Raw genomic sequence first — 25,092 nt, 5'->3', positions numbered from 1 at the left:
TTCGTTTTGCCTGATAAAACCTGCTGAAATAAACCTGTCCCTTTTTGGCAGGTCACTTTTCCGCCTGCCGAAGATACACGTAAACGGCATGTCCATGAGGGTATAATTCGTACCGTATGTCTGCACAACGCCTGTGCGCGTACGGTTTTATTCGGGCTACCGTCCATTTCCGTGGAGGCACGGTTCGGCGGCCCTAACAAGAGAGGGGTTCTATGTATAAGATCCTGGAGAAGACGCAGTTCTCGGAGAAGGTGTTCAAGTTCCGCATCGAGGCGCCTGCAATCGCCAAACATGCGCACGCTGGACAGTTCCTCATGGTTCGCGCCAACGAGACGGGCGAGCGCGTCCCGTTTACCCTGGCCGGCTGGAACGGTGACGAGGGCTGGGTCGAGTTCATCTTCATGGTGATCGGCAAGACCACCGAGATGCTGTCCACCTATGAGGCCGGCGAGTCGCTGCGCGACGTCGTGGGCCCGCTGGGCGTTCCCACCGAGATGGCCGAGGGCCCCTGCGCCGTCATTGGCGGCGGCGTCGGCCTGGCAATTGCCTTCCCGGTCGCCAAGCACCTGGTCGAGACCGGCCACGAGGTGCACGCCATCATGGGCGCCCGCACCAAGGACCTCCTGCTCATGGAGGACCAGTTCCGCGAGCTCCTCGACGAGGACCACATCCACATCACCACTGACGACGGCTCCTACGGCGAGCAGGGCGTTGTCACCGCTCCGCTGGAGCGCCTGCTGCAGGACAAGGCCGTGAGCCAGGTCTTCTGCGTCGGCCCCGTTCCGATGATGAAGTTCTCGACCCTCACCGCCCAGAAGTACGACACCCCCATCACCGCGTCGCTCAACCCCATCATGGTTGACGGCACCGGTATGTGCGGCTGCTGCCGCGTCGAGGTGGGCGGCGTGACCAAGTTCGCTTGCGTCGACGGCCCCGACTTCGATGCCACCCTGGTCGACTGGGATGACCTTCGTGCCCGCCAGGCCGCTTACCGTTCCGAAGAGGGCGCGTCCCTCAAGGCCTATGAGGAAAAGAGCTGCGCATGCCACTAGTTAACGGTCGTTTCGTTGCCGATATGAAGTCGCCCCGCACCCCCGATAACGAGGAGCCGGCTGCCGAGCGCGCCTGCGACTTCCGCCCCGTCGACAAGGGCTTCACCGAGGAGATGGCGCTGGCCGAGGCCGAGCGCTGCCTCAACTGCAAGAAGCCGTTCTGCGTTGAGGGCTGCCCCGTCAACATCAACATCCCCCGCTTTATCGAGCAGATCCGCGAGAAGGACTTCGGCGGCGCTCTCGATACCATCCGCGAGGACTCCATGCTTCCCGCCATCTGCGGCCGCGTCTGCCCGCAGGAGAACCAGTGCGAGGGCAAGTGCATCCGTGGCAAGAAGTCCGAGCCCGTGGCCATCGGCCAGCTCGAGCGCTTCCTGGGTGATCGCCCCGAGCTCGCTTCCACGCCCAAGATGGCTCCCAAGAACGGCAAGAAGGTCGCCGTCGTCGGCTCTGGCCCGTCCGGCATCACCTGCGCCGGCGAGCTCGCCCGCAACGGCTTTGACGTCACCGTCTTCGAGGCATTCTTTACCGGCGGCGGCGTGCTGGTCTACGGCATCCCCGAGTTCCGTCTGCCCAAGGCAGTCGTCAAGCGCGAGATTGACGGCCTGGAGGACATGGGCGTCAAGTTTGAGTACAACTCCGTCGTGGGCAACATGGCCACGGCCGAGGAGCTGTTCGAGCAGGGCTTCGACGCCATCTACGTGGCGACCGGCGCTGGCCTGCCCAAGTTCCTCAACGTCCCCGGCGAGAACCTGCCCAACGTCTTCTTCGCCAACGAGTACCTCACCCGCGTGAACCTGATGAAGGCCAACAAGTTCCCCGAGTACGACACCCCCACCAAGCACGGCAAGAACGTCGTCGTCTTTGGTGGCGGCAACGTGGCTATGGACGCCGTCCGTACCGCCAAGCGCCTGGGCGCCGAGCACGCCATCATCGCCTACCGCCGTACCGAGGACGAGATGCCCTGCCGTCGCGCCGAGCTGCACCATGCTAAGGCCGAGGGCGTCGAGGTTCTGCCGCTCGTCTCCCCGCTCGAGTTTGTCGCTGGCGAGGACGGCTCCGTGTGCGCCGTCAAGGTCCAGAAGATGGAACTCGGCGAGCCCGACGAGTCCGGCCGTCGTCGCCCGGTGCCCATCGAGGGCGCCATAGAGGAGATCCCCTGCGACGTCGCGATTTCGGCTATCGGCACCAACGCCAACCCCTTCGCAAAGAAGATCGGCGGCAAGATGGAGCTCAACAAGTGGGGCTACATCGTCGCCGACGAGGAGACCGGCCAGACCACCGATCCCCGCATCTGGGCCGGCGGCGACATCGTCACCGGTGCCGCTACGGTCATTCTGGCGATGGGCGCCGGCAAGAAGGCCGCTGCCTCCATCACCAAGAGCCTGCTGGGCGAGTAATCACCCTCAGCGCTAGCCATTAAACGGCAAAGTCCCCGTCGAGCACACGCCCGGCGGGGACTTTTTCTATGCCGGCCAACCCATCACCACAAAGGTGCCTGTCCCCTTTGTGGTGGTTTGGGACTTGCCTGGTCGTTTTGTCTCGATCTGTAACAGTTAGAGGCCAAATTCCTCGCTACATGTTACAGATCGAGACGTTAGGTTGGCGGCCATTCGGTTCATCTAAATCTGTAACATCTAGGGCCGTTTTGGACGGTCAGGTGTTACAGATTTAGATTTTGCCGAAGCCGAGGATGGGCGCTGTCGCCAAAAACCTAGCGCTTGCGGCGCTTGGTCGCGGCAACACCGGCGGCGGCAACGGTTGCGCCGGCGATACCCAGGGCGGCGACCGTCATCGCAGTGGCGTCTCCCGTGTTGACGAGCGCAGCGTTATCGGACTTCTTACCGTTCTTGCCCTTACCCTTGGACTTGTCCGTCGTCACCGTTGTCGTCGTCGAAGTCGAACCACCCGCAGGAACCCCGGTACCGCCAGAGCCATCCGCACCGCCACCCTGCTCGCCGCTGCCAGGCGTCGGCTTGGGTTCCGGCTTGGGCTCGGGCTCCGGCCCGGGCTCCGGCTTGGGCTCAGGCACCGCCTCATCGGTCACCGTAATCGTAATGTTCAAGCGCTCCGAATACTCGCTGTACGACATGCCGGGACGCTGCGCCGCAATGCGCACATACATGTTGCTATCAAGCACAATAGGCTCGGTGTACTTTACGCGGCCTTCGTCACGGCAGGGGCAGGTGTCGTTGGTGGTGTACCAAATGGTCGCGCCATCCTCCGCCGAAAGCTCCAGCTTCGTGCCCTTGGGCACCGTAATGTAGTTCTCCTTGGGCGACCATGCACCAAACGTCGTCGCACCAATCGTCGCCACCGGTCGCGCCGGTCGCACTGCCTCGGCAGACACGCGAACGTCGACCTGCTTGGACAGCGCCGTGCCGTCCACCGTCGCCGTCAACGTCGTCAAGCCGGGCAGGGCACCGTGCAACATAAACGTCGCCGCGCCGTCCTCGCCCGTCACGGCCTGGGTGGCATCGACAGAGCAGATAGCCGAGGATTCCAGCCCAACACTAACCTTGGCGCCCGCAAACGGCTTGCCCGCCTTATCGGTCACATGTGCCACCAGCTCAAAGTCGCCGCCCTCAAGCATGGTCACAGCTTGTTCCACGTTGAGCTTGAGCTTGTCGGCACGAACGCCCACGGCAAGCTCCCCGCTTGCCCAGCGCGACATGGCCGTGCCGGCATAGTTCCGAGCACCGTCGAGCTCAAACGACACCGTCGAGCCCGCCTCACACGCATCGGCATAGCGAATACGCAGCACGCGCGACAGCGGCCTGCCATTGGGATCGTCCTGCTTGTCGAGCCACGTATACGTCACGTCGCCCAAGCCCTGCGCGCACAATGCGACCAGGGCATCGTCACTCGCATCCATATACTGCGTAAACTCAACCTCGACGCAATCGGTATAGGCATGGACCGAAGCTACCTCGGGCGCCGCCGTCGACACCAAACCAATGTTCACCTCAGTCTGAATCGGCGGCACGCGCAGCCAAGCCGAACGCGCCTCCTCATACCCGTCCTTGGTCACGCGCACCTGATACCATCCGGTCGGCGTATTCCAGTTGTACGCACCGTCCGCACCCGTTGCAAGCGGATTGTCCTGCTCATACTCCTCGGCATCCCAACGCGTGGCATTGGTGCCGGCCGCATCGTCGGCGCTCCACAGCTCAACCGTCGCACCCTTGACCGTATTGGACAGCAGGCCCTCGTACACCACGCCCGCAGGGTCGGGTGCAGCCTTGGCGGCCACATGGCGGTAACGCGCCTCGAAGATCGACTGCATCTTCTCGTCCGAGATCAAGCCGTCCTTGTTGGCGTTATAGACCTCAGCATCGGTCAGCTCACCCCAGTTGACCGTAATACGATTCTGGCACGCGCGCTCCACCTGCTCACAGGCGACATCGTAGGCGCACTCGGCATTGGTCAACTTAATCGCGCGCTCCGAGCCCACACTCGTCGAAGCCGCGTCATAGGCAGCGCCCACCACGGTACCCGCCGAACCGGCCGTCAGCACGCCGGCGATTGTCATAATGGAGCCCACCGCCACATCGGTGCTATCGTGGCAGAGCTGGCGATACAGCAGATCCTCAAACGCACGCGCCTTCTCCATGGCGTCGCGCAGCGCGTAAATGCACTTCCAGTCGTCCTCGGTCTTCTCGGGCTTGGCAAGCAAGCGCGTATGCTGAAGCTCATAGCCCTCGCGCTCGCCCTTCACCTTCTGCATACGGACGTTCACGTTCTCCCAGTTCTTGCTGGCATCGTTCACGCCGTAAATGCCGGTAAAGATGCCGATGCCCTGGGTCGCCGCGGGAAACGCCTGGCCGGCCGCCTTCCACGCATCGGTCTTAAAGACCTGTCCGAACATCTCGCACTCGATCTTATAGCTCTTGAGCGAACGGATCGTGCGGATGAGCTTCATATGGGCGCTCACGTCGCCGTTGCGCTTCCAGGCCATGAGCCATCCGCGAATCGTAGAGTTATTGAGGCTGTGGACTACGTTCCAGTTATCGTACAGATTGTCCAAAATGTCGCATTGCATGGCGATCGAGTTAAACAGCAGCGCCTGGTTTTTGTTGTTATTGGAGTTCTCGATAAACTCGGACTCGATATAGGCCGTCTGCTCGCCATCGGGCGCGGCGACCTTAAAGCCCTTGACGGTATCGTCGTCAGCCGCCTTGTAGCTCAGCGAGCTGCCGAGCGCCTGGCCCAAATCGTTAAACCCGCTCGTCGACTGGCCGTTGTACTCGCTGGCCTTAATGCCCGCACACTTGTTGAGCGCCGCAGCGGTTGCGTCATTCCAGCTTCCATATTGGTTGAGCTGGCCGATACCCATCGACTGGCCCACCAGATTCTCGGCCTGCTGGGCAATAAACTCCGCTCGCGATGCATGGTCAACAAGCTCCTTGAGCGCCGCCGCGTCCGCCGCGCTTGCACCCTGAGCCGACGCGAGTTCCTGGTACCAATCCTCACCGGTGCCGTACGCGTCCTCAAAGATCATCTTGTCCACGTTGACGCCATAGCTGTCGCCCTGCTTGGTCAGCAGCGCCGACGAGCCACCAACCGCAGCCTTAAGCTCGGCGGCAAACTGCGCCGCCTCGTCGTTGCCAGCATCATCACCCTCGCCTTCGCGGGCAGCAGGAGCACGGCAAACCTTACGCGCGTTGCCGCCCTCGTCCTTGCCGCCCTTCTCCTCCTCGGCAAACGCATCGGCGACCATCTGGTCAATCGCGTCGTTAAAGGCCTCGTCGACATCATTAAACGAGTTATCCATCATATACTCGTGCCACTGCTGCACGGCATTCGAGAACTCCTGCTGGCGCTCCTCGGCCGCGGCGGAATGCTTTTTGGCCGAAGCTTTGGCGTCAAAACTCAGCATGGTCATAAGCTGAGCATTGGAGATGCGGTAGGTCTGCGGCATAAAGATTTGCTCAAAGTTGCCGCAGTTCACATAGGTCGAGTCATTCGCCTTGTTAAACTCATCGAGCAGCTTAAGGTAACCCTCGTCCACATACTCCGCCAGATAGCGAGCATGGGTGCCCTCGCGCGACTTTTGAGCCAGAGGAATCGTCACCGTCTTGCCATCCACGCAGTCCACGTACAGGTCGAGCGTGTCGGCGGCCTCTTCGTTTCCCACCTCGAGCGTGATGTCAAAGGTCCAGTAGGCGTTCTTCTTTTGTGGCAGATGATGGAAGGTCCACAGGCTCTTGCCGGTGTCCTTACCGTCCTTGACCAAGTTTTGCGTACCGCCACGATACGTCACATCAAAGTTCCAGACCGAAGCGCCCGGAACATAGCGCACATAATTGCGAGCCGTCACCTCTGCGGCAGCGGCGGCGACGTCGGTCGAGCCCACGCGCGCCTCGAGCGTCACGCGCTCGGCGGCAAGCGTATCCTGCGGCAGCTCGTATTCAATCTTGGCACGGCCGAGTTTATTGGTCTTGCCGGTGTACTTTGCAGCCGAGGCGCCCGCGCCCACGGTAAGCTGCACGCTTTTGCCGGGCGCTGCGTATACGTAGGCCACATTGCCCAGCAGGCTGTGAACGTCGGTGTTGTCGACCTCGATGCGCGATCCGCTAACCTCGAGTGTGGTGCTTCCCAGCGGCAATGTCACCTCGCCCAGCGTAATGAGCGGCGAGACGGCATAGATGCCCGCGGCCTTAGGCTTAAAGCGCACAAACACATCGGCGCCCGCACTCTTCTTCATATCGAGAACGAGGTTGTCGCCCTCCCACGTCGCGTCAGTCCACCATGTATGGGAGCTATCACCGGGGTCGCGAGAGCCTGCGGACACATCCTCGACGGCATCCTTGGCCAGCGGAATCTCAATCTTGGCAGCCTGGCTGTCCTTGAGCTCGTAATGAATGCGCAGCTCGGTCTCCACGCCAACGACCGCGGACGAATCAGCGATAACCGAGCCCGCCGTCAGCCCACGCTCGGCACGATACGTCTCCACGTCAAACGTGGGGACGTCGAGCGTCACGTCGAGCTGTTTGCCGTCCTCAATCTTCACCTGCTTTTGCGCGATATGCTTACCCACGGTCAGCCCTAGGCGGCTAAACGTGGAATAGCTCGTCGCTTGGATGTCGTAGCTCGTCTTGTTAAAGGCGACGATGGTGTACGAACCGGCCTTAAGGCGCGGCGTCTCGGCCTTCATGATAGGCGTGGTGCCATCGTCTTCGTAACCCATCAAATAGGTGACACCGTCGGCTACGAGCTTGCCGTCGGACGTACGGAACACCAGCACGCGGTTGGCGCCCTGGTAGTCGCCCTTGGTCGTGACCGTCGCCGTGCCCCAAGGCTTCAAGTCGATATCGAGCTTGCCGGCCGAGGGCTTCACCGTCGCCGTCGCCCCACCCAGCCTGAGGCTGTCTTTGGGCTCGAGCGTTATCTCCAGATCCTGGTCCGCGTCGGCAATGGCCTGCGACACCACGAGTGCTGTGCCCTGGATACGGAAGTCGTTTTCTTTGTCACCCTTGGCAGGCTTAAGCGTCTTGCCGCCGCTCTTCACCGTCAGATCGATGTTATCGAGACTATTGAGCTCAATGCGTTCGGTCTTATCCTGGCCCACAATCGGTTCAAGATAGCCCACGTTGAGTTCAATCGCGCGCGAGGCCGGAATCTTGGTAAAGTCCCCCGCCTTAATCTCTCCGATATTCCATGTGCCCGTCATCTGGTCGCCCGGGCGCGCCAGCACCATGTCATAGTAACCGCTGAGCGAAATGCGCAGGGTGGCTGCTGTCTTGGAGAGAGCGTCCGCTGTAAAGCTGCCGTCATCGCCAACCGCCAGCGGCGTGGACTGCCCCGCCTGCACGAGTGTAGCCGTCGCGCTCTGGGGAAGTTTGCCCGTCACCTGGGCCGCCTCGCCCATCCACTCAAACGTGTAAGCAGGCTTCGAGGAATCGACGGAGTCCTTGCGATCGGCCACGGCATCGGCAAGCTTTTTGACCATCGAGGGGTTGCCAGCCGAATCGGTCGCATAGGCATAGATGATCTGGCCTTCACTAAAGGGAATCGCATACGTTACGCCATCGATTGTCACGCGCTCATTATAGTCGCCCGGATATCCCGCCTCACCAAACTGAAGATCGGGGTTCATCACGCGCAGGACAACGGCATTATGGTTCGTCTCGTTTCCGTATCTCGTGTTCTCAAAAGCTCCCCACTCTATCATTTCCACGCTTTTGGGTAGCACAATCTCTTTGCCGGCAATCGCAGGATCAAGAGAGGCGAACGCGAGCGCCCCGATAGATTTGACACCATCGCCAATCGTCACCGACGACACAAAGGAGCACCCGTCAAAGGCATGTTGCTCAATCCGCTCCACCGTGCCCGGCACATCGATCTGCGTAAAGGTGAGTACCGTTGTGTCCGAGACATAGAACTGTGGCACGCCGCAATAGGCGAATGCAAGATAGTCGATAGTTTTGACCGAAGGCGGCAGCGTTGCCACCACATTGTCGTCAAGTTGTTCACATTCCTTAAAGGCCTGCTCGGGAATCGTGGTAAAGGCCGCGTTGTTGGGCCAGGTTACCGTTTGGAGCGTCTTGCTTTTGTAGAATGCATAGCTCTTGAGCTCCTCGACCGAATCGGGCAGTGCGATCTCTTTGATGCTGCTGCCGCCCAAGCCGCCAACCGAGCGGACATGCGAATTCGAAGCGAAGGTGATCGATGTGAGCGCAGCGCTTCCCATACCCGTAAGGCTTACGACATTTTTGTCGTCGATGGTCGAGGGCACCTCCAACGTGGTAATGCCCGCGTCGCCATACTCGATAGAAATTTCGTTGGTGAGGCTATCAATCGAGAAGTAGTACTGCGCGGGGGTCTGCTCGCCGGCCACGTAGCCATCGTCGTATTCGCCCTTTACGCCCGTGGCGCCCTTCGAGGTTGCCCAGAGTTCAAGCTCCTCGTTCCAGGTTGCCTCGGTGCCGGAAGCCTCCTCTTGCTTCTGCTGCTCGGCGAGTTCCTTGCCCTCGACAAGATCGGTGGCAAGCGTACCCGCAGGTGTGCTCTCGGTCTGCCCGGCGCCCGTCAGGCCCGCCGCCGATGCAATCTCGGAGTCCGGGGGCGTAGGGGTGTCACCGGTATCGAGCACTGTGGGGTCGGCGGCGTCGGCATCGGGCGCGGGGTCGGCGGCGTTGGCGGCATCGGCATCGGGCGCGGCGTCGGCGGGGTCGACGGCGTCTACTTGGTCGACATCCGTCTGCACAAAGGTGCTATCGGTGGTGAGCACCTCAGCAAACGCGCCCACAGGCAACGAGCCCGTCACCATAGTGAGGGTCACCGCGGCAATGGTCAGGCGGCGGCAAAGCGCTCGAACAGTAGTCCACCTCATGGTCGTTCCTTTCCTGCAAACCAAAAGTCATCCAGCGTAATCGTTGTCCAAAAACAAAGCGAACGGTAGGTTCATATATACGAACCTACCGTTCTACCTGCGCAAACCACCACAAAAGGGACAGGCGCCTTTGTGGCGGTTCTGGACTTGGCCGGCCAGTTTGTCTCGATCTGTAACAGTTAGAGGTCAAATTCCCCGCTTGGTGTTACAGATCGAGACATTAGATTGGCGGCCATTCGGTTCATCTCAATCTGTAACATCTAGAGCCGTTTTGGGCAGTTTGGTGTTACAGATTGAGATTTTGCTGAGGCCGAGAACGAGAGCCGTCACCCAGCTCTAATGCTTGCGGCGCTTGGTCGCGGCGAGGCCGGCGGCGGCTACGGTTGCGCCGGCGACGCCTAGGGCGGCGACCGTCATCGCGGTGGTATCCCCCGTGGTAGCCAGGACAGCATCGCCCTTCTTGGCCTGCGTGGTTTTCTCAACCGTCTTGGTCGTGGCGGTTGTCGTGGCCGGCTTGGCCGCGGGCTTCACCTCGGGCTTGGTCTCAGGCTTAACCTCAGGCTGCGGCGTCGGCTTGGGATCCGGCGTAGGCTGCGGATCGGGGGTCGGCGTGGCTTCGGGCGTAAACGTCAAATCGGTGTTGAGCCACAGGGTGTAGATCCAGCCGCTCTCGGGATCAACTACACTCGCTTCGCCCACCTGGTAGCCGCACTCCTGACCGTTGATCACCAGCTTGGTGTCGGGCGTGAAGTAGAAGCCGCGCGCGGGCTTGAGGTAGATACCGTAGCGATAGGCCACGCCGGGCTTAAAGGCGTCGATGTGGTTCGTGATGTTCTGATCCCAGAACTTCTGAGAGTTCACTTCGCTGCCATCGCTACCCGTCCAGAACTCACACTGAGGAAGGGAGTTGGAGCCCGTCGGAACATTCGCCGTAAAGACCGGCTTATCGCCAGCCTTGAAGGTGGTCGTAGCACCGTTGATCTCGATAACGTCGATGGCACGCCATTCGTCGATCGGCTGCTCGCACAGCATATTGTCAGCGTTTGGCGCGAAAACGCCGTTGACGGTCTTGATGTGGTGCGCCCAATGGCCGTTGACGTACATCATGCAGTCATTGCCCACGGTATTGTCGCCCTTGAGCCTCAGCTCAACGGAATACATGTAGAACTTACCCTCTTCGAAGTGGTCAATCTTCTTCATGCCCGGCGCATACTTTGCGGGGTCGGAATACCAGAAGGCAACGGGTACCGACTCCCCGGATTCCATATCGAGCTCCATTTCCTCCCAACACTCATAGGCGATCTCGTACTTGTCGGCATCGGCAGCGGGGACCGTCGCGGTCGCGCGCGGCGCCTCGCCGGGCGCGTAGTCGGTCTTCACGTCGTTGACGTTTAGATTCTCAAGAGCTTCGTTTTCCGACGAAGCAGGCATCGTGATTGTTTTAATGGCAGGGACATACAGGAATTCTCCGCTTAGACTCGACTTTACGGTTTCCCCGTTTACGGTAACAACGGTTTCATCGCTGAAGGAATATCCGTCTTTTGGCTTCAGCATAAGAGAATACACGTACTCTTTCCCGCTTTTAAACTTTGTAATAGTCGGCAGGGAACCATGTGAGCCGTTATCGGAATACCAGGCAGCAACGGGTTCGTTGTTTTCAAATTCCTGCCAGCATTCATAAGCGATTTCGTATTTATCTGCATCGTAGTTAGGGACACCTGCCGTCGCCTGCGGACCAGTATCCAGCTGCCAATTGAAGTTCGTATTCTGAACATTGGCAAAGGAGATGGATTCCGATTCTGATTCCGCTGCCGGGATAACAAGGCACGCCCTCTCGTAGACATGGGTGCGGGTGTAGTAGTCATCCCGGATCTCGTTAATAGTGGGTTTCCCGGTCGCCTCGGTGTCTCCTTTAAAGGCGTCGTCCGGATCACCGATGATGATATTCCCGGGCTCTGTACCCGTATACGTAAGCTTGGATCCATCATAGGTGGTCGTCATCTTGGACTTATTCTCCTTGTACTCCGTAAAGTACTTCTGTTCCTCCTTCTGTCTCTGAATCTTGCTGATATCCAGGGTAAGCGTTGTTTTATTGCTCGCACTGTCATACGCCGCATGGACGCTCAAGTCCCCCAGGCCGATAAAAGTCAAAGCGCTACCATCGAGAGCAGACTGGTCTCCATCTACAAGGGCAACCCCCTTCACATACTCAATCGTTTCTTCTTTCTTGATGTCGGTGTAATTGTTCCGCACCGTAATATTGACCCTAACGCCGCTGCCGCCAACAACATCGGTCACACCGCAGGGCATGATGGCGTTACTCGCCGGCATGGCGGCGGTGTCGTCGCCAGAAGCGTTTTGCCCAGCGAGCGCCGAACCGCTAGACTCATTGGCGGCATCGGCTGGGATTGTCTGCTGAGGCTCAACGGTGGCTTGTACCGTCGGAGCAGCATCGGTTGCAGGCGCGGTCGAAGCAGCTGGTGCGGTCGTTGCAGCCGTATCCTCCGCAACCGTCGGCGTCACCGGAGCCGCGGCAACCTCGCCCATCGCAGCGACGGAATCGTCACATTCGGTCGCAAGCGCCACGCTCGGCAGCAGCAGCTGGCCGACCATAAGCGCACACGCGCCAGCGCAAGCGATTTTGGCACCCACACAACGCCAAGTACCGTGAACCAGCGAGCAGGTACGCTCGCGTTGGGTTTGCTTGTCAAAGTGGTTTCCGTACATAACGGCCTCCTTGGTCGATGGGCCATACCACCACAAAGGTGCCTGTCCCCTTTGCGGTGATTCTGTACCACCAAGATGTGTCAAATGACTCCGTATGCCTAGGTTCGTAGATGTGAACCCAGGCCTCTACCTGCGGTTTAAGTCAATATGATTTCGCCATCGCCACACTCGTCCCGGGAACGCTACAATCGAGGACACGATTATTCGTCCACCCAAAGGACCGTCCTTGAACCTGAGCAGGCCTAAAATCAACGCGCTTCTGGCACTTGCGCTCTTTACCTTTGTCTTTCTTGCCGCCGAGTTTCGATTCGACATCAATGTCGGGCTACTCACCGGCGCCGAACGCGTTGTGCTCGCACAGGGCTTTATCCTGGGCGCCAGCGTGATCGGCTTTATCGGATATGCGCCGCTGCTCGGGCTCGCACAGCGCAAAGGCCGGCCTCAGGCAGTTGTCAGCGCCGCCGTCCCCATCGCCATCTTGGGGTTGACTCAGATTCAGTCCCCCACGAGCCCGCTTGCGCTCGAGATTCTGGGATGCCTCGCATTCCTCGGACTCGGCCTACTGGGCGGCGCGGCACACCATGCCTTCGCAACGACATTCCAAGACGATCCCAAGCTCGCCACCGGTGCGGGAGCAGCCTATGCCGCGGGCATCCTGATGCAGTTCGCCATCAACCTGCTCAATTGCGGTGGCATCGTCGAGCTCATCATTCTTGGCGCGGCAACGATCGCCATCTCTGCCCTCAGCGTCGTTCCCCAAAAGGCTGCCGAGAGCTCCAGCCCCGCCATCAATCCCTTTGTTGAGCCATCGCACGCCCTTGCCAAGCAGGCGTGTTGGAGCATCGCGCTCGTCATGATTCTGGCCTGCTTGTTCTCGACCCTCGACAACGTGGTCACGCTCTCCAACGCCCAGGGCACCATTGCCGTGCAAACATGGCCGCGCCTCTTTTTGGCGGCGAGCGGCCTTGCCGCCGGCATTATCTTTGATCTTGCCGAGCGTCGATACATGGGACTTGTCATGCTCGGCATCGCCGTGCTCTCGACCATTTCCATCCTGGCCGTGGAAGCCGGCGCCGATCCCAACCTGGGCCTTGTCGTCTTTTACCTGAGCTCGGGCTTTTTCGTCACGTTCTTTACCGCCACGTTTACTCAGCTGGCACCGCGCATGCACGTGCCCGCCTTCTGGGCCGGCATGGGCCGTGCGGCCAATAACGTGTGCGCGTTCACCACGTCGGGCGTCTCGCTTGCGCTTGTGACCTCTGGCAACGTCGCCCTCATCATGATTGGCGCGGTCGTGCTTCTCGTCGCCGCCTGCGCAGCATTCGTGGCAGCCGGCTTGTTCCGCCTGCCCCAAACCGAGCAGGAGCGCGAACATCAACAGCTTGCCGAGGAGGCGCTGGCAGCACCGAGTATCGAGGAGCAGCGTCAGGTCTTCATCACCGATCACGCTCTCACCCCGCGCGAAGTCGACGTGCTCATGGCCGTAACCCAGGACGAGCGCCCGCTCAAACAGGTCGCCGAGGAGCTTGGTATCTCGATGCGCATGGTACAGCGCCACCTGAGCTCCATTTATCAAAAGACCGACACGCAGACGCGCGCCGGTCTCACCAAGGCCTTTCCCTCGGCCTAAAACAAAAACCACCACAAAGGTGCCTGCCCCTTTGTGGTGGTTTTGGTCGGTTAGTCTTCGAGCTGGGCGACTTTGTAGCGGTAGGCAGCGGCGATAACGTCTTTGCAGCCCTCGCGGCCCAGCTTGGCGCGGTTGACGACGATGTCCTTACCGCTCGTCATCTTCCACTTGCCGGCGCTGTAGCGCTTGTAAAAAGCCTCACGCGCCTTCTGCTGTTGCTTGACCAGCTTGGCGCCCTTCTTTTTATTAAGGCCACGCTTCTTGCGCACAATCTCGACGCGATCCTCAAAGGGAGCGGTCACCAGCACGGCAATATGGTTGGGGTTGTTACGCAGCAGGTAATCGGACAGACGGCCTTCGATAATGCAGCTCTCGGTCTCGCCCAGGTCCAAAATCACCTGGCTCATCTTTTGGAACAACTTGTCCGAGTACGAACGCGCATCGTAGCGGTCGGGCAGAAACGCCATGTTCTCCACGGCCAGACGCTCGTCGTAGGCGGCCATCTTGTCGAGCGACTCGCCCGCGCGCAGCGACGCGCGCACCAGTAGCTCGTTGTCGTACAGAGGAATCCCCAACTCGTTGGCGAGGATGCGTCCGATCTCGTGGCCCTCGGCACCAAAGTCGCGCGCGATGGTAATGACCACAGGACTCTTCTTGTTCTCCAGATCGCTCATCGCGATTCCTTTCTCTATGTGACAAAGGGGCTGTCCCTTTGCCACATTCTACGCTGCCACCATTCGCCTCTGATATGCGCGAACCAGCAGCGAGATACCAAAGTTGAGCACAAAGTACATCGCAAACACCAGACCGTAGAGCATAAGCACCTGCGACAGATCGATCGCGTGGGCCATCACGACGTTTGCCGTGTACATGAGTTCGGCCACGTTAATGCCCGAAAGATACGAGCTGTCCTTGATGACGGTCGTGCACTGGCTAAACAGCGCCGGAATGATCGTCTTAAACGTCTGCGGCAGAATGATGTAGCGCATGGTGGCAAAGAAGCCAAAGCCCTGGCTCTGCGCTGCCTCAAACTGGCCGCGCGGAATCGAGTTGAGGCCGCCGCGCACAATCTCGGCCATAACAGCGCTGGTAAACAGCGTAAAGGCGATGGTCGAAATCACAATGTCCAGACCCTGCACCGTAAAGTAGATAAACAGGATCCACAGCAGGTTCGGCGTGCAGCGGAACAGCTCGATATAGGCGCTCACCAAAATACGGAATGGGCGGGGCGCATAGCTCTTAACGAGCGCCAGCACCGTGCCAAACATGAGCGAGAAAAAGATCGACAGCGCCGAGATCTCGATGGTCTTAACAAAGCCGCCCCAAATGTAGAGCAGGTTGGTCGCGTTGAAGATTTCCATGCGCTAGGCCTCCTCTACGTTGTCGAGCCCCAGCTCGGCCAGGCTCACGCCGCGCGGACGCTCCTTGGAGCGGCGCTCGAGCCACTGCACCAGCATGGCGAGCGGAAAGCAGATGATGAAGTACATAAGGCAGCAGACGATGTATCCCTGCAGGTAACCGTACAGACTCACAAAGTTGTCGGAACGGTACATAAGGTCGCCGCCGGCCACAAGCGCCAGCACCGACGTGTTCTTGACCAGGTTGAGCGCCTGGTTACACAGCGGCGGCAGAATGATCTTGAACGTCTGGGGCAGCACGATGTACCAGTAAGCCTGCGCACGGGTGAAGCCCTGGCTCTGGGCCGCCTCCATCTGACCGCGCGGAACCGCCTCGATACCGGTGCGGATGACCTCCGAGATATAGGCCGCGTGATACAGGCCCACGCCCAAGAAGCCCAACACGAACGGCGCAATGCGCACCGGCTGGTCGGCACCGGTTATGGCCTGCAAAAACTGCGGGCCGGCCATGTACATAAAGAGCACCTGCACGGGCAGCGGGGTGTTCTGGTAAAACTCCACGTACACGCGGCTGATGCCACGCAGCACCCGCGAACGGGTGGTAGAAAACACGCCCAGCAGCGTGCCCAGCACCAGCGACAGCAGCAGACCGGCAACGACCACCTGCAGCGTCACGCCAAAGCCCTCCCAGAAGGGCCCCATGTTTTGAAATGTCGTCGACCAACGGTCGGCGTCAAATAATCCTTCGAGCATTTGATTCCTTCCTTGGACGATGTGCCTATACAAGGCCCCAGGTCTTGACCTCTTGGTCGAGCCAGCCATCGGCCAGGCGATCGCAAATCACCTGATCGACCACGGCCGAAAGGTCGCAGCCCTTCTTGGTCGCCACGCCGTAGCCCTGCTCGCCAAACTTGACCTCGGGCTGCAGCAGCTCAACGGTCTCGTTCATGTAACCGGCCAGCGTGGAGCGATCCATGGCAAAGACGTCGATATTGCCGGCGTCGAGCGAGCTCTTGATGATGGGGTAGCCGCTAAAGGCCCTAAACTCGGGCTTGCAGCTAAAGCCGTTGTCCTTGATCATCTGCTCGATCAGGCCCTGCGTGGTGGCACCCTGGCTCACACCAATGACCTTGCCGTCCAAGTTCTCAATCGAGGTAAAGCCCGAACGCTTCTTGACCATGAGTCCAACGTAGTCGGTGCGGTACGGCGTCGAGAAATCCCAGCTCTTCTTGCGCTCGTCGGTGATGGTGTAGGTCGCCGCGACCACGTCGAGTTGGCCGTTATCGATCAGCGGGCCGCGCGTCTTGGGCGTTACGTCGGTAAACTCGACAAGCTCCTGGGCGCGGGCCTCTTTGTAGCTCACGCCAAAGACGGCAGCGGCGATCTGGTAGCACAAATCGACTTCCATGCCCTCAAAGCGACCCTTGGCGGTGTCGTAATAGCCGTAGCCGGGAACGTCTTTCTTAACGCCGGCATTCAGATGGCCACGCGACTTAATGGCCGCAAGCTTGGATCCCTTGTCGGAACCCTCGCCGCTGGTGGAGTTGCCGCAACCGGCAAGCGCGGTCCCCGTCAGCGCAAGCATGCCGGCGCCAGCCAGCTGCAAAAAGTGACGGCGCGATACAGCCGCCCTCGTCATATCCGTCATGTCCATCACCGCGCCTAGTGCAGAATCTTGGACAGGAACTCGCGGCAGCGCGGGTTCTCGGGGTTATCGAAGAAGTGCTCGGGCGTGCCCTCCTCCAGGATGCGGCCGTCCTCCATAAAGATGACGCGGTCGGCCACCTGGCGCGCAAAGCCCATCTCGTGCGTCACGCAGATCATGGTGATGTCCTCCTGCGCGAGCTCGATCATAACGTCGAGCACCTCCTGCACCATCTCGGGGTCGAGCGCCGAGGTCGGTTCATCAAACAGGATGATGGGCTGCTTGGTGCACAGGGCGCGGGCGATGGCGATGCGCTGCTGCTGACCACCCGAGAGATTCTGCGGATACTCGCCGGCCTTATGCGCCATGCCGACGCGCTTGAGCGCGGCGATGGCGATCTCGGTCGCCTCCTCCTTGCTCTTCTTTTGCAGCTTGATGGGCGCGAGCGTCAGGTTACCGAGCACCGTCATGTTGGGATACAGGTTGAACTGCTGAAACACCATGGAGCTATACTTGCGGGCCATCTCCAGGTGATTCTTTTTGGTGAGCGGCGTACCGTCGATGATGACCTCGCCCGACGTGGGCTCCTCAAGATAATCGACGCAGCGGATGAGCGTCGACTTGCCCGAGCCGGAAGGCCCGATCATTACGAGCTTCTCGCCGCGCTTGACGGTGAGGTTGATATCTTTGAGCACATGCAGGTCGCCAAAGTACTTGTTGAGATGCTTGATCTCGATCATGTCTGCCATGGATGTCCCTTCCCTGCGTTTACACGAGTTGAACTATTGTACGGAAAGAACCACGTTTCCGCAGCCCACACTACATCCCCGTAAAGAACCCGCAACCTTCCACCCACTCATTGGGGACAGACTTAAATGAGTACCCCCCGTGGGTACTCATTTAAGTCTGTCCCCAATGAGCACCGAAAATAATACAACCGCCCTTGTTGAGCATAAGTCAGCGAAAACCCGTACACGCGAGCAAGGTGACGTGAAATGAAAGGGCGCAGACCTTATGGTCGCGCCCTTGAAATTGAACGTCAGATTGCCGCGTGTACGGGTTTGCAGCGTCGAGCCGTTACGCGGTTTGGTAAAACCGCGTAACAAATTACGCCAGCTTTGCGCCGACGATCTTTGCCGCGGCAGGCTTGTCGAAGTTGCCGCCGGTGGCCTTGCCGAGCGCGCCCATGACCTGGCCCATCTGCTTCTTGGACGTGGCACCCAGCTCGGCGATAACCTGCTCGATCAGGGCCTCGAGCTCCTCGCCCGAAACCTGCGCGGGCAGCAGGCTCTCCAGAATCTTGACCTGCTCGGTCAGGTTGTCGGTACGCTCCTGGCCGGTGCCGGCCTTGATGGACATCTCCAGCGTCTCGCTCGTCTGCTTAATCAGACGCTTGATCATGCTGTTGACGTCTTCCTCGGTCACATCGCGACGCTCGTTGACCTCGATGTTCTTCACTTCGGCCTTAACCTGGCGAATGATAGACAGGCGAACCTTGTCCTTAGCCTTCATGGCTGCGATCATTTCCTTCTGCAGCTCTTCGTTGGTCATCTGCAAATCCTCCTCAATAGTGCGGGCGGCACTCACACGAGCGCCGCCCCATGATTACTCAGTCGTCGACGAATTGTCGGTCGAACTCTTGGTGACGCCCTTCAGGCTGACGTTGTACGGCACGTCCTTGGGCATGGGGTTAACGGTGATGTCGGCGTCCTTCTTGTACTGCTCCAGCCACTCGCTGTACGCAGTGCTCTCTGCCTGCGTCTTCACCACGTTGGAGACATACTTCTTGATGTCCTTGGGCACCTGTTTAATGTCATCGACCTGGCTATCGACATGGAAGTAGTCGGTGCACTTGATGATGTGGTAACCATACGTCGACTCGACGACGTCGCTCACGTCGCCCTTGTTAAGGCCTTCGAGCGCCGCCTGATAGCTGTCGACGAAGGTGGTGAGCTTGTCCCAGCCCACGTCGCCCTTCTTCTCCTTGGAACCGGTGTCGTCGGAATACTGCTTCACGGCGTCTTCAAAGCTCAGCTCGCCGGAGTTAATCTTGTCCAGGCACTCCTGCGCCTTGGCCTTGGCGGCAGCCTTGTCCTCGTCGGATGCGTCGGAATCGACCTTGATCAGGATGTTCGACGAGCGGCGGGCATCGTTGTACTTCGACAGGTTCTCGTTGATGTAATCGACGATCTCGCTGTCCTTGGGCTTGCTGGTGGGCGCCACGGCTTCCTTGAGCTTTTGCTGCGCCAGGCTCTCCTTGAGCGAGCTCTTATAGGTGTCCTCGGTGTAGCCGTAAGTCTTAAGGGTCTTCTTAAAGGTCTTGGCGCCGCCCGCGCTCTTGCACGCGTCCTTCCAAGCCTTCTCGACTTCCTCATCCGACACCGTCACGCCGTTTTCCTTCTGCGCCTGCTGAAGCAGAATCTGCTGCGTGTAGGAGTCGATGAGCTGCTTGCGGTACTTCTTGGGCGTGAGGTCGTTGTCGACCAGGTACTGTGCCCAGTCCTTGTCCTTGGTGTAGCCATAGGACGTGCGCATGCTCATGATCTGCTTGGTCACGGTGTCCTCGGTGAGGTTGGTGCCATTGATGGTAGCAGCCACGCCGCCGGTCAGCTTGTAGCCCGAGGTGTCCTCGGCCTGCGACATAAGGCCGGAGCACGCCATCGCCGAGACGGAAAGCAGCATCGCCAGCACGCCGATGACCACCAGGACGATCTTGACGGTCTTGGACACGTACGTCTTGCGCTGCTTCTTGCGAGAGCTGGAGGCAGCGTGGGCCTGCTGCTCGGGCGTCGGCGCGGCCTCGGAGTTCTTTTTCTTATTTGCCATAGTTGGCCTTTCGCATAACGAATCGAACAAACGCCATTGTGTCACAACGCAGCCCCCGCGGCACGCTTGGTGCATTGGGGACAGGTTAATCTGCACCATTTTGGTGCAAAGGGGACAGATGTGGCACTTGGCAGTTGGGGACGTTCTTTATGTGCCGGCACACGGGGACTGTCCCTAACTGCCGGCAGAAAAGGAACGTCCCCAAGTGCCGACTCAGCCCCACCTTAGAAGTGACGGCGGATGGCGTCGACCATGCCCTGGGGCGTGGTCTGGCCGAGCACATCGGCCGCGACATCCGCGTCCATAAAGATATTCATAAGTGCTTGCAGGGCCTCGACCTGGCCGCCCGGCTCGGCGATGCCCAGATTGATGACGATCTGCGCCGGCACCGGAGCGCCCATGCCAGCCATAGCGTTAAATGTCACGGGCGCGGCGGGCTTCACCACCGCGATATAGGGCTTGGCCACAAACCCCGGATCGGTATGCGGAATGGCAATGTTTGCCGCCGGCATGGCAAGACCCGTGGGATAGGCATCCTCGCGCGTGCGAACGGCGTCGAGCCAACCGTCGGCAATGTAGCCGCGCGGAGCGAGCTCGTCCTCGAGCTGCGCAAACACCTCATCCGGCGTCGCACACTCCCAATCAAAAAACACCAGCTCAGGCGAGAAAAGCGCCTCGGCGTTATCCGCCATACCGTCCTCCAAAGTTGCATGGGGTTCACATTGCCCCATATGATAGCGAAACCAGACAGACAAGGTTAGTCGAGGATCCCAATCATCTCGAGTGCACGCGCGGGCGTCAGGCAAACCTCGGGCATCGCCTCCAACATGCGCCGGTCGCTCGCGACCACGTAGTCAACATCTGCCGTCTCGCCCGAAGCAATGATGAGGTTGTCTTCAAGATCCGGCATACGCTTGCCAAGCATGCGTGCCATCTCGCACTCTGCCAACGAAAGTGGAGAGGCCGTTGCTACCTGCATCATATGCTCGATGCAGGCCCATGACGCCGAGGCAAACGACACGCTAATCCCGTTCGCATTCCGCCGGGCTAGACGCCGAGGCAAAATGTAGAACACATCCTTTGCCGTCGTGGGCGCATAAAGAAGGTCGACCTTTCCCGCCTCGGCCAGTTCAACCAATCTCTTCGCTTCATCGAATGCCCCCTCTTGCAGGTAATAATCGAGCCAAACGTTCGTATCTACAAGCAGGCGTTTTGCCTCGATCATCGGCAATTCGCCTCGATGTCGGCAATCATCGCGTCATACATATCATCTCGTACGGCATCCCAGTCTTCCGCAGATGATCCACCTGGCGCAAAATCCGAAGCGCTTAGCCCCAACGAGGAAAAAGCTAGGCCACACCCCTGCTCGGCCAGGCTCTCCGCACGGGGCGCCTCGCGCTTATCCGCTACCATAAATCCCGGCAACGTTTGATGCTCGACAAGATAGACCCAAAGCGCACGAATAGCATCGCTCGCCCCCAATCCATTGCGAGTTAGGACCGCGTCGCCACCAGCCTTGAGCATAGGATCGATTCGCGTGTTGAGCTGCACCGTTGCTGTACCCATAGCGGCTCCTCTCTATCTGCTAGCAGTATAGCAAACATGAAAGGCCACGCAAAAGGGCCCCGCCCGCACACGGACGAGGCCCTATCAGATTTCTTGGTTCTGATGAAGCTTTCACATCTCAAGGAAACCAAGGAGACCCTTTTTCAAGCGACTAGCGCGCCGGGTCAACTGCCACCTTGCCGCTCTCCAGCACGTGAACGCGGCCGTCGGCGAGCATCTGCACGACCTCGGGATACAGCACGTGCTCAATCGCGTGGATATGCTCCTCGAGCGTGTCGACGTCCCAGCCTTCCTCGACAGCCAGCGCACGCTGGGCGATGATGGGGCCGTTGTCGTAAATCTCGTTGGCAAAGTGCACGGTCACGCCGGTCACCTTGACGCCACGCGCAAACGCATCGTCAATCGCATGGGCACCGGTAAAGCTCGGCAGCAGCGCCGGATGCAGGTTGACCACGCGATTGGGGAACGCCGCCAGCAGCGGCGTGTGCACCATGCGCATATAGCCGGCCATCACCACGTACTCGCAGCCACGTTCGAGCAGCTCATGCGCGATGATCTCGTCAGCCGCGATGGGGTCGGCATAGACATCCTTGGACAGCGTGAGCGTCTGGATGCCCGCACGCTCGGCGCGCTGTAGGCCCTTGGCCGAAGGACGGCTCGACACCACGAGCTCAATCGAGGCGTTGAGCTTGCCGGCGGCGATTAGGTCGATCAGCGCCTGCAGGTTGGTACCCGAGCCGCTGATAAGCACGCCAATCTTAAGCGGCTCGGCCGTATCGGTGCCGGTCGGACGGGTGTAGGGCACAAAGCCCAGGCCCTCGGCAGCAGCCATCTGCTCGTTAGCGCTCATCGGAGTACACGACCTTACCGGAACCCTCGACGCACTCGCCCACGCGGAACGGCTTCTCGCCCAGCGCGACCAGTGCCTCGGTCACGGCGGCCTCGTCCTCGGGGGCGACGATCAGGCACAGGCCGACGCCCATGTTGAAGGTCTTGCATGCCTCGTTGGGCGCGAGCTCGGCCTGACGCGACACGTAAGTAATAACGGGCGGAACGTCCCAACCCATCTCGGCGCCGTTGCGGGTGACCACGGCGTCAACGTCGTCGGCGAGCGCGCGGTTGAGGTTCTCGGTAATACCGCCGCCGGTGATGTGGGCGATAGCATGCACGTTGGCGCCGCCGCGCAGCAGCTCAAGAATCGGCTTCACATAAATGCGCGTGGGAGCCAGCAGGGCGTCAGCCAGCGAAGCGCCGCCGAGCTCCTCGAGCGGACGGCTCAGCTCCTCGGCCTTAGCGGCGGCCTCGGGCGTGCCCGGCTTGATGCCGTCGACGCCGATGACCTTGCGCACGAGCGAGTAGCCGTTGGAGTGCACGCCGGTGGAAGGCAGGCCCAGGATCACATCGCCCGGGCGAACGTTCGCGGGGTCGAGCATCTTGGGACGATCGACGACGCCCACGGTAAAGCCGGCGAGGTCGTAGTCGGCCGGAGCCATAACGCCCGGGTGCTCGGCCATCTCGCCGCCCACGAGCGCGCAGCCCGCGAGCTTGCAGCCGTCGGCCACGCCCTTGATGATCTTTGCCATGTGCTCGGCCTCGATGTGACCGATGGCAACGTAGTCCAGGAAGAACAGCGGCTCGGCGCCCGAAGCCAGAATATCGTTGACGCACATAGCGACCAGGTCCTGGCCCACCGTCTCGTGACGGTCCATGATCTGGGCGAGCACGAGCTTGGTGCCCACGCCGTCGGTACCGCTGATCAGGATCGGGTCTTCCATATCCTTAAGCGCGGCGGCCGAGAACAGGCCACCAAAGCCACCGATGCCGCCGATAACCTCGGGGCGATTGGTATCCTTGACCATCTGCTTAATCGCGTCGACGGCGCGGCCGCCCTCGGCGGTATCGACGCCGGCGTCCTCGTACGTCACATGCTTGCTGTCGCTCATCTGAGCCTTCCTCTCCCACTACCGTGGCGCCGCACGGGCGCCAAACGGTGCTCATAGTTGCGTTCATTTCGGCGCGCGCCATAACAGCACGCGCCGTCATATCAACAAAACAGCAGGTAAAACCTACCAAAATAAACCTGTCCCCATATGGCAGGTTTTAGGCCTCGCCGTGCTCCTCTTCCCAGCTGCGGTCGTCGTATTTCTCGACCACGGCGTCGTCGTCAAAGTACAGCGGCTTGTCCAGGTTGCGGGGCTTAAAGCCCTCCATAAACTTGTCGCGGCCAAAGCTCTCGGGAATCGCCACGGGATAGCGGCCGGTAAAGCACGCGTCGCAGTAGCCGCCCTTGGGCATGACCTTAAGCAGGCCCTCGACCGAAAGGAAGGCCAGCGAATCGGCGCCGATATACTCGCAAATCTCGTCGACCGTCTTGTTGGCGCTGATAAGCTGCGACTGCACGTCGGTATCGATACCGTAGAAGCACGGCCAAATGACCTCGGGCGAGTTGATGCGGATGTGAATCTCCTTGGCGCCGGCGTTGCGCAGCATCTTGACGAGCTGCACCATGGTGGTGCCGCGCACGATGGAGTCGTCGATGACGACCAGGCGCTTGCCCTCGATATTGTCGCGCAGCGGGTTGAGTTTCATACGCACGCCCATGGCGCGCAACTCCTGCGTAGGCTCGATAAACGTACGGCCCACGTAGCGGTTCTTGATAAGGCCCTCGCCAAAGGGAATACCGCTCTCGTGCGAATACCCCTCCGCGGGCGGCAGGCCGGAGTCGGGCACGCCGATGACCAGGTCGGCCTCGACGGGCTCCTCGTGTGCCAGCTGGCGACCCATGTCGTAACGGCAGGCATAGACGCTCTTGCCGTTCATGATGGAGTCGGGGCGGGCAAAGTAGACCTGCTCAAAGATGCAGTTGGCGGGCTCTTCGGCTGCAGGCACGCCCTGCTCGGATACCAGACCCTCGGCGCTGATGCGCAAGATCTCGCCGGGACGGACGTCACGGACGTACTCGGCACCCACGATGTCGAGTGCGCAGGTCTCGGAAGCAACGACCCAGCCGCCGGCGCGCGTGACACGGACGGCGGAGTCGACCGTCGTGGCGCCGTCCTGCGACGGCAGCTGCGAAACGGCTGCGGCATCGGCCTGGTCCAGACCCTCGTCCACCAGCTTGCCCAGCACGAGCGGGCGAATGCCGTGTGGATCGCGGAATGCGTAGAGCGCTTGCTCGTTGATGAGCGTCATGGCGTAGCCGCCGCGCACGAGCTCCATGGTCTTGCGAATGCCCTCGCGCAGATGGCCCGTACGCTGGGTAAAGTAGCCGATGAGTTTGGTCGCGACCTCGGAATCCGAATTGGAGAGGAATGGCACGCCCAGCTCGATCAGCTGGCGGCGCAGCTCGTCGGTGTTGACGAGGGTGCCGTTGTGAGCAAGCGCGATAATGACGCTGTTGATGGTAGAGAGGTGCGGCTGAGAGGCCTCCCAGCTCTTGGCGCCGGCGGTGCCGTAGCGCACATGACCCACGGCCAGCTGGCCGGAGAGCGTCGACAGGTCGGCATTGGAGAACACGCGGTCGAGCAGGCCCAGATCCTTGCGGACCATAACCGTGCCGCCGTCACCCACGGCGATTCCCGCCGATTCCTGGCCACGGTGCTGCAGTGCACGCAGGCCAAAGTACGTCAGTCGAGCCACGTCGCGATCGGGCGCCCATACGCCGAAAATGCCACATTCCTCATGCAGCTGGTCGGAGTCCGGATCATACGTCGACATGGTGTTCACCTGTCCCGCGGCACGCTCGGCCGCGCGGATGGTTTCTTGAGACATGGTATCCCCTCAGAGCCTCGTTTTTTTGGCGTTACCCGCCTTATTATACGCACGGCGCGACGTGCTCCTCAGCGCATGAGCAGCGCTTTTTAAAAGCCCACCGAGCTTATAATCCGTTTTGCAGCCAAACATTTTAGAGGCTTCGGTAGTTTGTGTGACAAGGGGCTAGCCTAGGCAGCAAC

18 protein-coding genes are annotated in these 25,092 nt (G+C 60.2%); 3 read left to right on the top strand and 15 right to left on the bottom strand.

All coding sequences use genetic code 11. The features are described 5' to 3' along the window. The first annotated feature begins 212 nt into the window (after nt 1-212). A complete protein-coding gene (locus DW037_RS03875) occupies nt 213-1,052 on the top strand; it encodes a sulfide/dihydroorotate dehydrogenase-like FAD/NAD-binding protein (protein ID WP_117647773.1) in 840 nt (279 codons plus the stop codon). Further along, the gene (gene gltA, locus DW037_RS03870; protein ID WP_006235794.1) at nt 1,043-2,452 is read left to right on the top strand and encodes an NADPH-dependent glutamate synthase; all 1,410 of its coding nucleotides are present in this window, start codon (nt 1,043-1,045) and stop codon (nt 2,450-2,452) included. The genes DW037_RS03875 and gltA overlap by 10 nt, the downstream gene beginning before the upstream one ends. 314 nt (nt 2,453-2,766) lie before the next feature. Here gltA and DW037_RS03865 read toward each other — a convergent pair whose 3' ends face one another. Both DW037_RS03865 and DW037_RS03860 read right to left on the bottom strand, forming a co-directional pair. Then, nucleotides 2,767-9,387: a leucine-rich repeat protein gene (locus DW037_RS03865; RefSeq protein WP_118372853.1), complete on the bottom strand. Its 6,621-nt coding sequence runs from the start codon at nt 9,385-9,387 to the stop codon at nt 2,767-2,769. A gap of 336 nt (nt 9,388-9,723) precedes the next feature. Next, nucleotides 9,724-12,114 carry an LPXTG cell wall anchor domain-containing protein gene (locus DW037_RS03860; RefSeq protein ID WP_118372852.1) on the bottom strand — a complete coding sequence of 797 codons (2,391 nt, stop codon included), beginning with the start codon at nt 12,112-12,114 and terminating at the stop codon, nt 9,724-9,726. 226 nt (nt 12,115-12,340) lie between these two features. Here DW037_RS03860 and DW037_RS03855 point away from each other — a divergent pair, with 226 nt between their 5' ends. Continuing rightward, complete coding sequence (locus DW037_RS03855; protein WP_118372851.1) at nt 12,341-13,744, top strand: helix-turn-helix transcriptional regulator; 1,404 nt, start codon at nt 12,341-12,343, stop codon at nt 13,742-13,744. 50 nt (nt 13,745-13,794) lie between these two features. Here the strand turns inward: DW037_RS03855 and DW037_RS03850 are convergent, their stop codons facing one another. The 13 genes from DW037_RS03850 to purF all read right to left on the bottom strand — a co-directional run bounded on the left by DW037_RS03850 (nt 13,795) and on the right by purF (nt 24,910). After that, nucleotides 13,795-14,418, bottom strand: a complete 624-nt coding sequence (locus DW037_RS03850; protein ID WP_118094044.1) for an AAA family ATPase — start codon at nt 14,416-14,418, stop codon at nt 13,795-13,797. A 48-nt stretch (nt 14,419-14,466) separates the two neighbouring features. Further along, nucleotides 14,467-15,105, bottom strand: a complete 639-nt coding sequence (locus DW037_RS03845) for an amino acid ABC transporter permease (protein ID WP_118372850.1) — start codon at nt 15,103-15,105, stop codon at nt 14,467-14,469. A gap of 3 nt (nt 15,106-15,108) precedes the next feature. Next, nucleotides 15,109-15,855, bottom strand: a complete 747-nt coding sequence (locus DW037_RS03840; RefSeq protein WP_117564045.1) for an amino acid ABC transporter permease — start codon at nt 15,853-15,855, stop codon at nt 15,109-15,111. A 25-nt stretch (nt 15,856-15,880) separates the two neighbouring features. Further along, nucleotides 15,881-16,756 (bottom strand): transporter substrate-binding domain-containing protein, encoded by an 876-nt coding sequence (locus DW037_RS03835; protein ID WP_118080062.1) that lies wholly within the window; start codon nt 16,754-16,756, stop codon nt 15,881-15,883. 8 nt (nt 16,757-16,764) lie between these two features. Beyond that, nucleotides 16,765-17,496: an amino acid ABC transporter ATP-binding protein gene (locus tag DW037_RS03830; RefSeq protein WP_055251548.1), complete on the bottom strand. Its 732-nt coding sequence runs from the start codon at nt 17,494-17,496 to the stop codon at nt 16,765-16,767. A gap of 358 nt (nt 17,497-17,854) precedes the next feature. Further along, nucleotides 17,855-18,298, bottom strand: a complete 444-nt coding sequence (locus DW037_RS03825) for a GatB/YqeY domain-containing protein (protein WP_118372849.1) — start codon at nt 18,296-18,298, stop codon at nt 17,855-17,857. A gap of 54 nt (nt 18,299-18,352) precedes the next feature. Beyond that, nucleotides 18,353-19,573: a peptidylprolyl isomerase gene (locus tag DW037_RS03820; RefSeq protein WP_117735855.1), complete on the bottom strand. Its 1,221-nt coding sequence runs from the start codon at nt 19,571-19,573 to the stop codon at nt 18,353-18,355. Nucleotides 19,574-19,797: 224 nt separating this feature from the next. After that, complete coding sequence (locus DW037_RS03815) at nt 19,798-20,265, bottom strand: PTS sugar transporter subunit IIA (RefSeq protein WP_117735854.1); 468 nt, start codon at nt 20,263-20,265, stop codon at nt 19,798-19,800. A gap of 65 nt (nt 20,266-20,330) precedes the next feature. Then, the gene (locus DW037_RS03810) at nt 20,331-20,798 is read right to left on the bottom strand and encodes a PIN domain-containing protein (protein WP_199578299.1); all 468 of its coding nucleotides are present in this window, start codon (nt 20,796-20,798) and stop codon (nt 20,331-20,333) included. Next, the gene (locus DW037_RS03805; RefSeq protein WP_117629795.1) at nt 20,795-21,139 is read right to left on the bottom strand and encodes a type II toxin-antitoxin system RelB/DinJ family antitoxin; all 345 of its coding nucleotides are present in this window, start codon (nt 21,137-21,139) and stop codon (nt 20,795-20,797) included. The genes DW037_RS03810 and DW037_RS03805 overlap by 4 nt, the downstream gene beginning before the upstream one ends. Nucleotides 21,140-21,290: 151 nt before the next feature. Beyond that, entirely contained in the window at nt 21,291-21,989 is a 699-nt protein-coding gene (purN, locus tag DW037_RS03800) for a phosphoribosylglycinamide formyltransferase (protein ID WP_118372847.1), read from the bottom strand. Further along, nucleotides 21,979-23,082: a phosphoribosylformylglycinamidine cyclo-ligase gene (purM, locus tag DW037_RS03795; protein ID WP_055251557.1), complete on the bottom strand. Its 1,104-nt coding sequence runs from the start codon at nt 23,080-23,082 to the stop codon at nt 21,979-21,981. Before purM ends, purN begins: the two co-directional genes overlap by 11 nt. A 157-nt stretch (nt 23,083-23,239) precedes the next feature. Beyond that, on the bottom strand, nt 23,240-24,910 hold the full coding sequence (gene purF / locus DW037_RS03790; protein WP_118372846.1) for an amidophosphoribosyltransferase: 1,671 nt from the start codon (nt 24,908-24,910) through the stop codon (nt 23,240-23,242). Nucleotides 24,911-25,092 lie beyond the last annotated feature (182 nt).

The organism is Collinsella sp. AF39-11AT (assembly GCF_003474585.1).
GTDB lineage: Bacteria > Actinomycetota > Coriobacteriia > Coriobacteriales > Coriobacteriaceae > Collinsella.
Note: the sequence above shows the minus strand (reverse complement) of the source record. Positions and strands in the feature narration are given on the sequence as shown.

Excerpts from the sequence above, each read along its gene's own strand:
- DW037_RS03875 (WP_117647773.1), top strand. The coding sequence starts at position 213 with ATGTATAAGATCCTGGAGAAGACGCAGTTCTCGGAGAAGGTGTTCAAG.
- gltA (WP_006235794.1), top strand. The coding sequence starts at position 1,043 with ATGCCACTAGTTAACGGTCGTTTCGTTGCCGATATGAAGTCGCCCCGC.
- DW037_RS03865 (WP_118372853.1), bottom strand. The coding sequence starts at position 9,387 with ATGAGGTGGACTACTGTTCGAGCGCTTTGCCGCCGCCTGACCATTGCC.
- DW037_RS03860 (WP_118372852.1), bottom strand. The coding sequence starts at position 12,114 with ATGTACGGAAACCACTTTGACAAGCAAACCCAACGCGAGCGTACCTGC.
- DW037_RS03850 (WP_118094044.1), bottom strand. The coding sequence starts at position 14,418 with ATGAGCGATCTGGAGAACAAGAAGAGTCCTGTGGTCATTACCATCGCG.
- DW037_RS03845 (WP_118372850.1), bottom strand. The coding sequence starts at position 15,105 with ATGGAAATCTTCAACGCGACCAACCTGCTCTACATTTGGGGCGGCTTT.
- DW037_RS03840 (WP_117564045.1), bottom strand. The coding sequence starts at position 15,855 with ATGCTCGAAGGATTATTTGACGCCGACCGTTGGTCGACGACATTTCAA.
- DW037_RS03835 (WP_118080062.1), bottom strand. The coding sequence starts at position 16,756 with ATGGACATGACGGATATGACGAGGGCGGCTGTATCGCGCCGTCACTTT.
- DW037_RS03830 (WP_055251548.1), bottom strand. The coding sequence starts at position 17,496 with ATGGCAGACATGATCGAGATCAAGCATCTCAACAAGTACTTTGGCGAC.
- DW037_RS03825 (WP_118372849.1), bottom strand. The coding sequence starts at position 18,298 with ATGACCAACGAAGAGCTGCAGAAGGAAATGATCGCAGCCATGAAGGCT.
- DW037_RS03820 (WP_117735855.1), bottom strand. The coding sequence starts at position 19,573 with ATGGCAAATAAGAAAAAGAACTCCGAGGCCGCGCCGACGCCCGAGCAG.
- DW037_RS03815 (WP_117735854.1), bottom strand. The coding sequence starts at position 20,265 with ATGGCGGATAACGCCGAGGCGCTTTTCTCGCCTGAGCTGGTGTTTTTT.
- DW037_RS03810 (WP_199578299.1), bottom strand. The coding sequence starts at position 20,798 with ATGATCGAGGCAAAACGCCTGCTTGTAGATACGAACGTTTGGCTCGAT.
- DW037_RS03805 (WP_117629795.1), bottom strand. The coding sequence starts at position 21,139 with ATGGGTACAGCAACGGTGCAGCTCAACACGCGAATCGATCCTATGCTC.
- purN (WP_118372847.1), bottom strand. The coding sequence starts at position 21,989 with ATGAGCGCTAACGAGCAGATGGCTGCTGCCGAGGGCCTGGGCTTTGTG.
- purM (WP_055251557.1), bottom strand. The coding sequence starts at position 23,082 with ATGAGCGACAGCAAGCATGTGACGTACGAGGACGCCGGCGTCGATACC.
- purF (WP_118372846.1), bottom strand. The coding sequence starts at position 24,910 with ATGTCTCAAGAAACCATCCGCGCGGCCGAGCGTGCCGCGGGACAGGTG.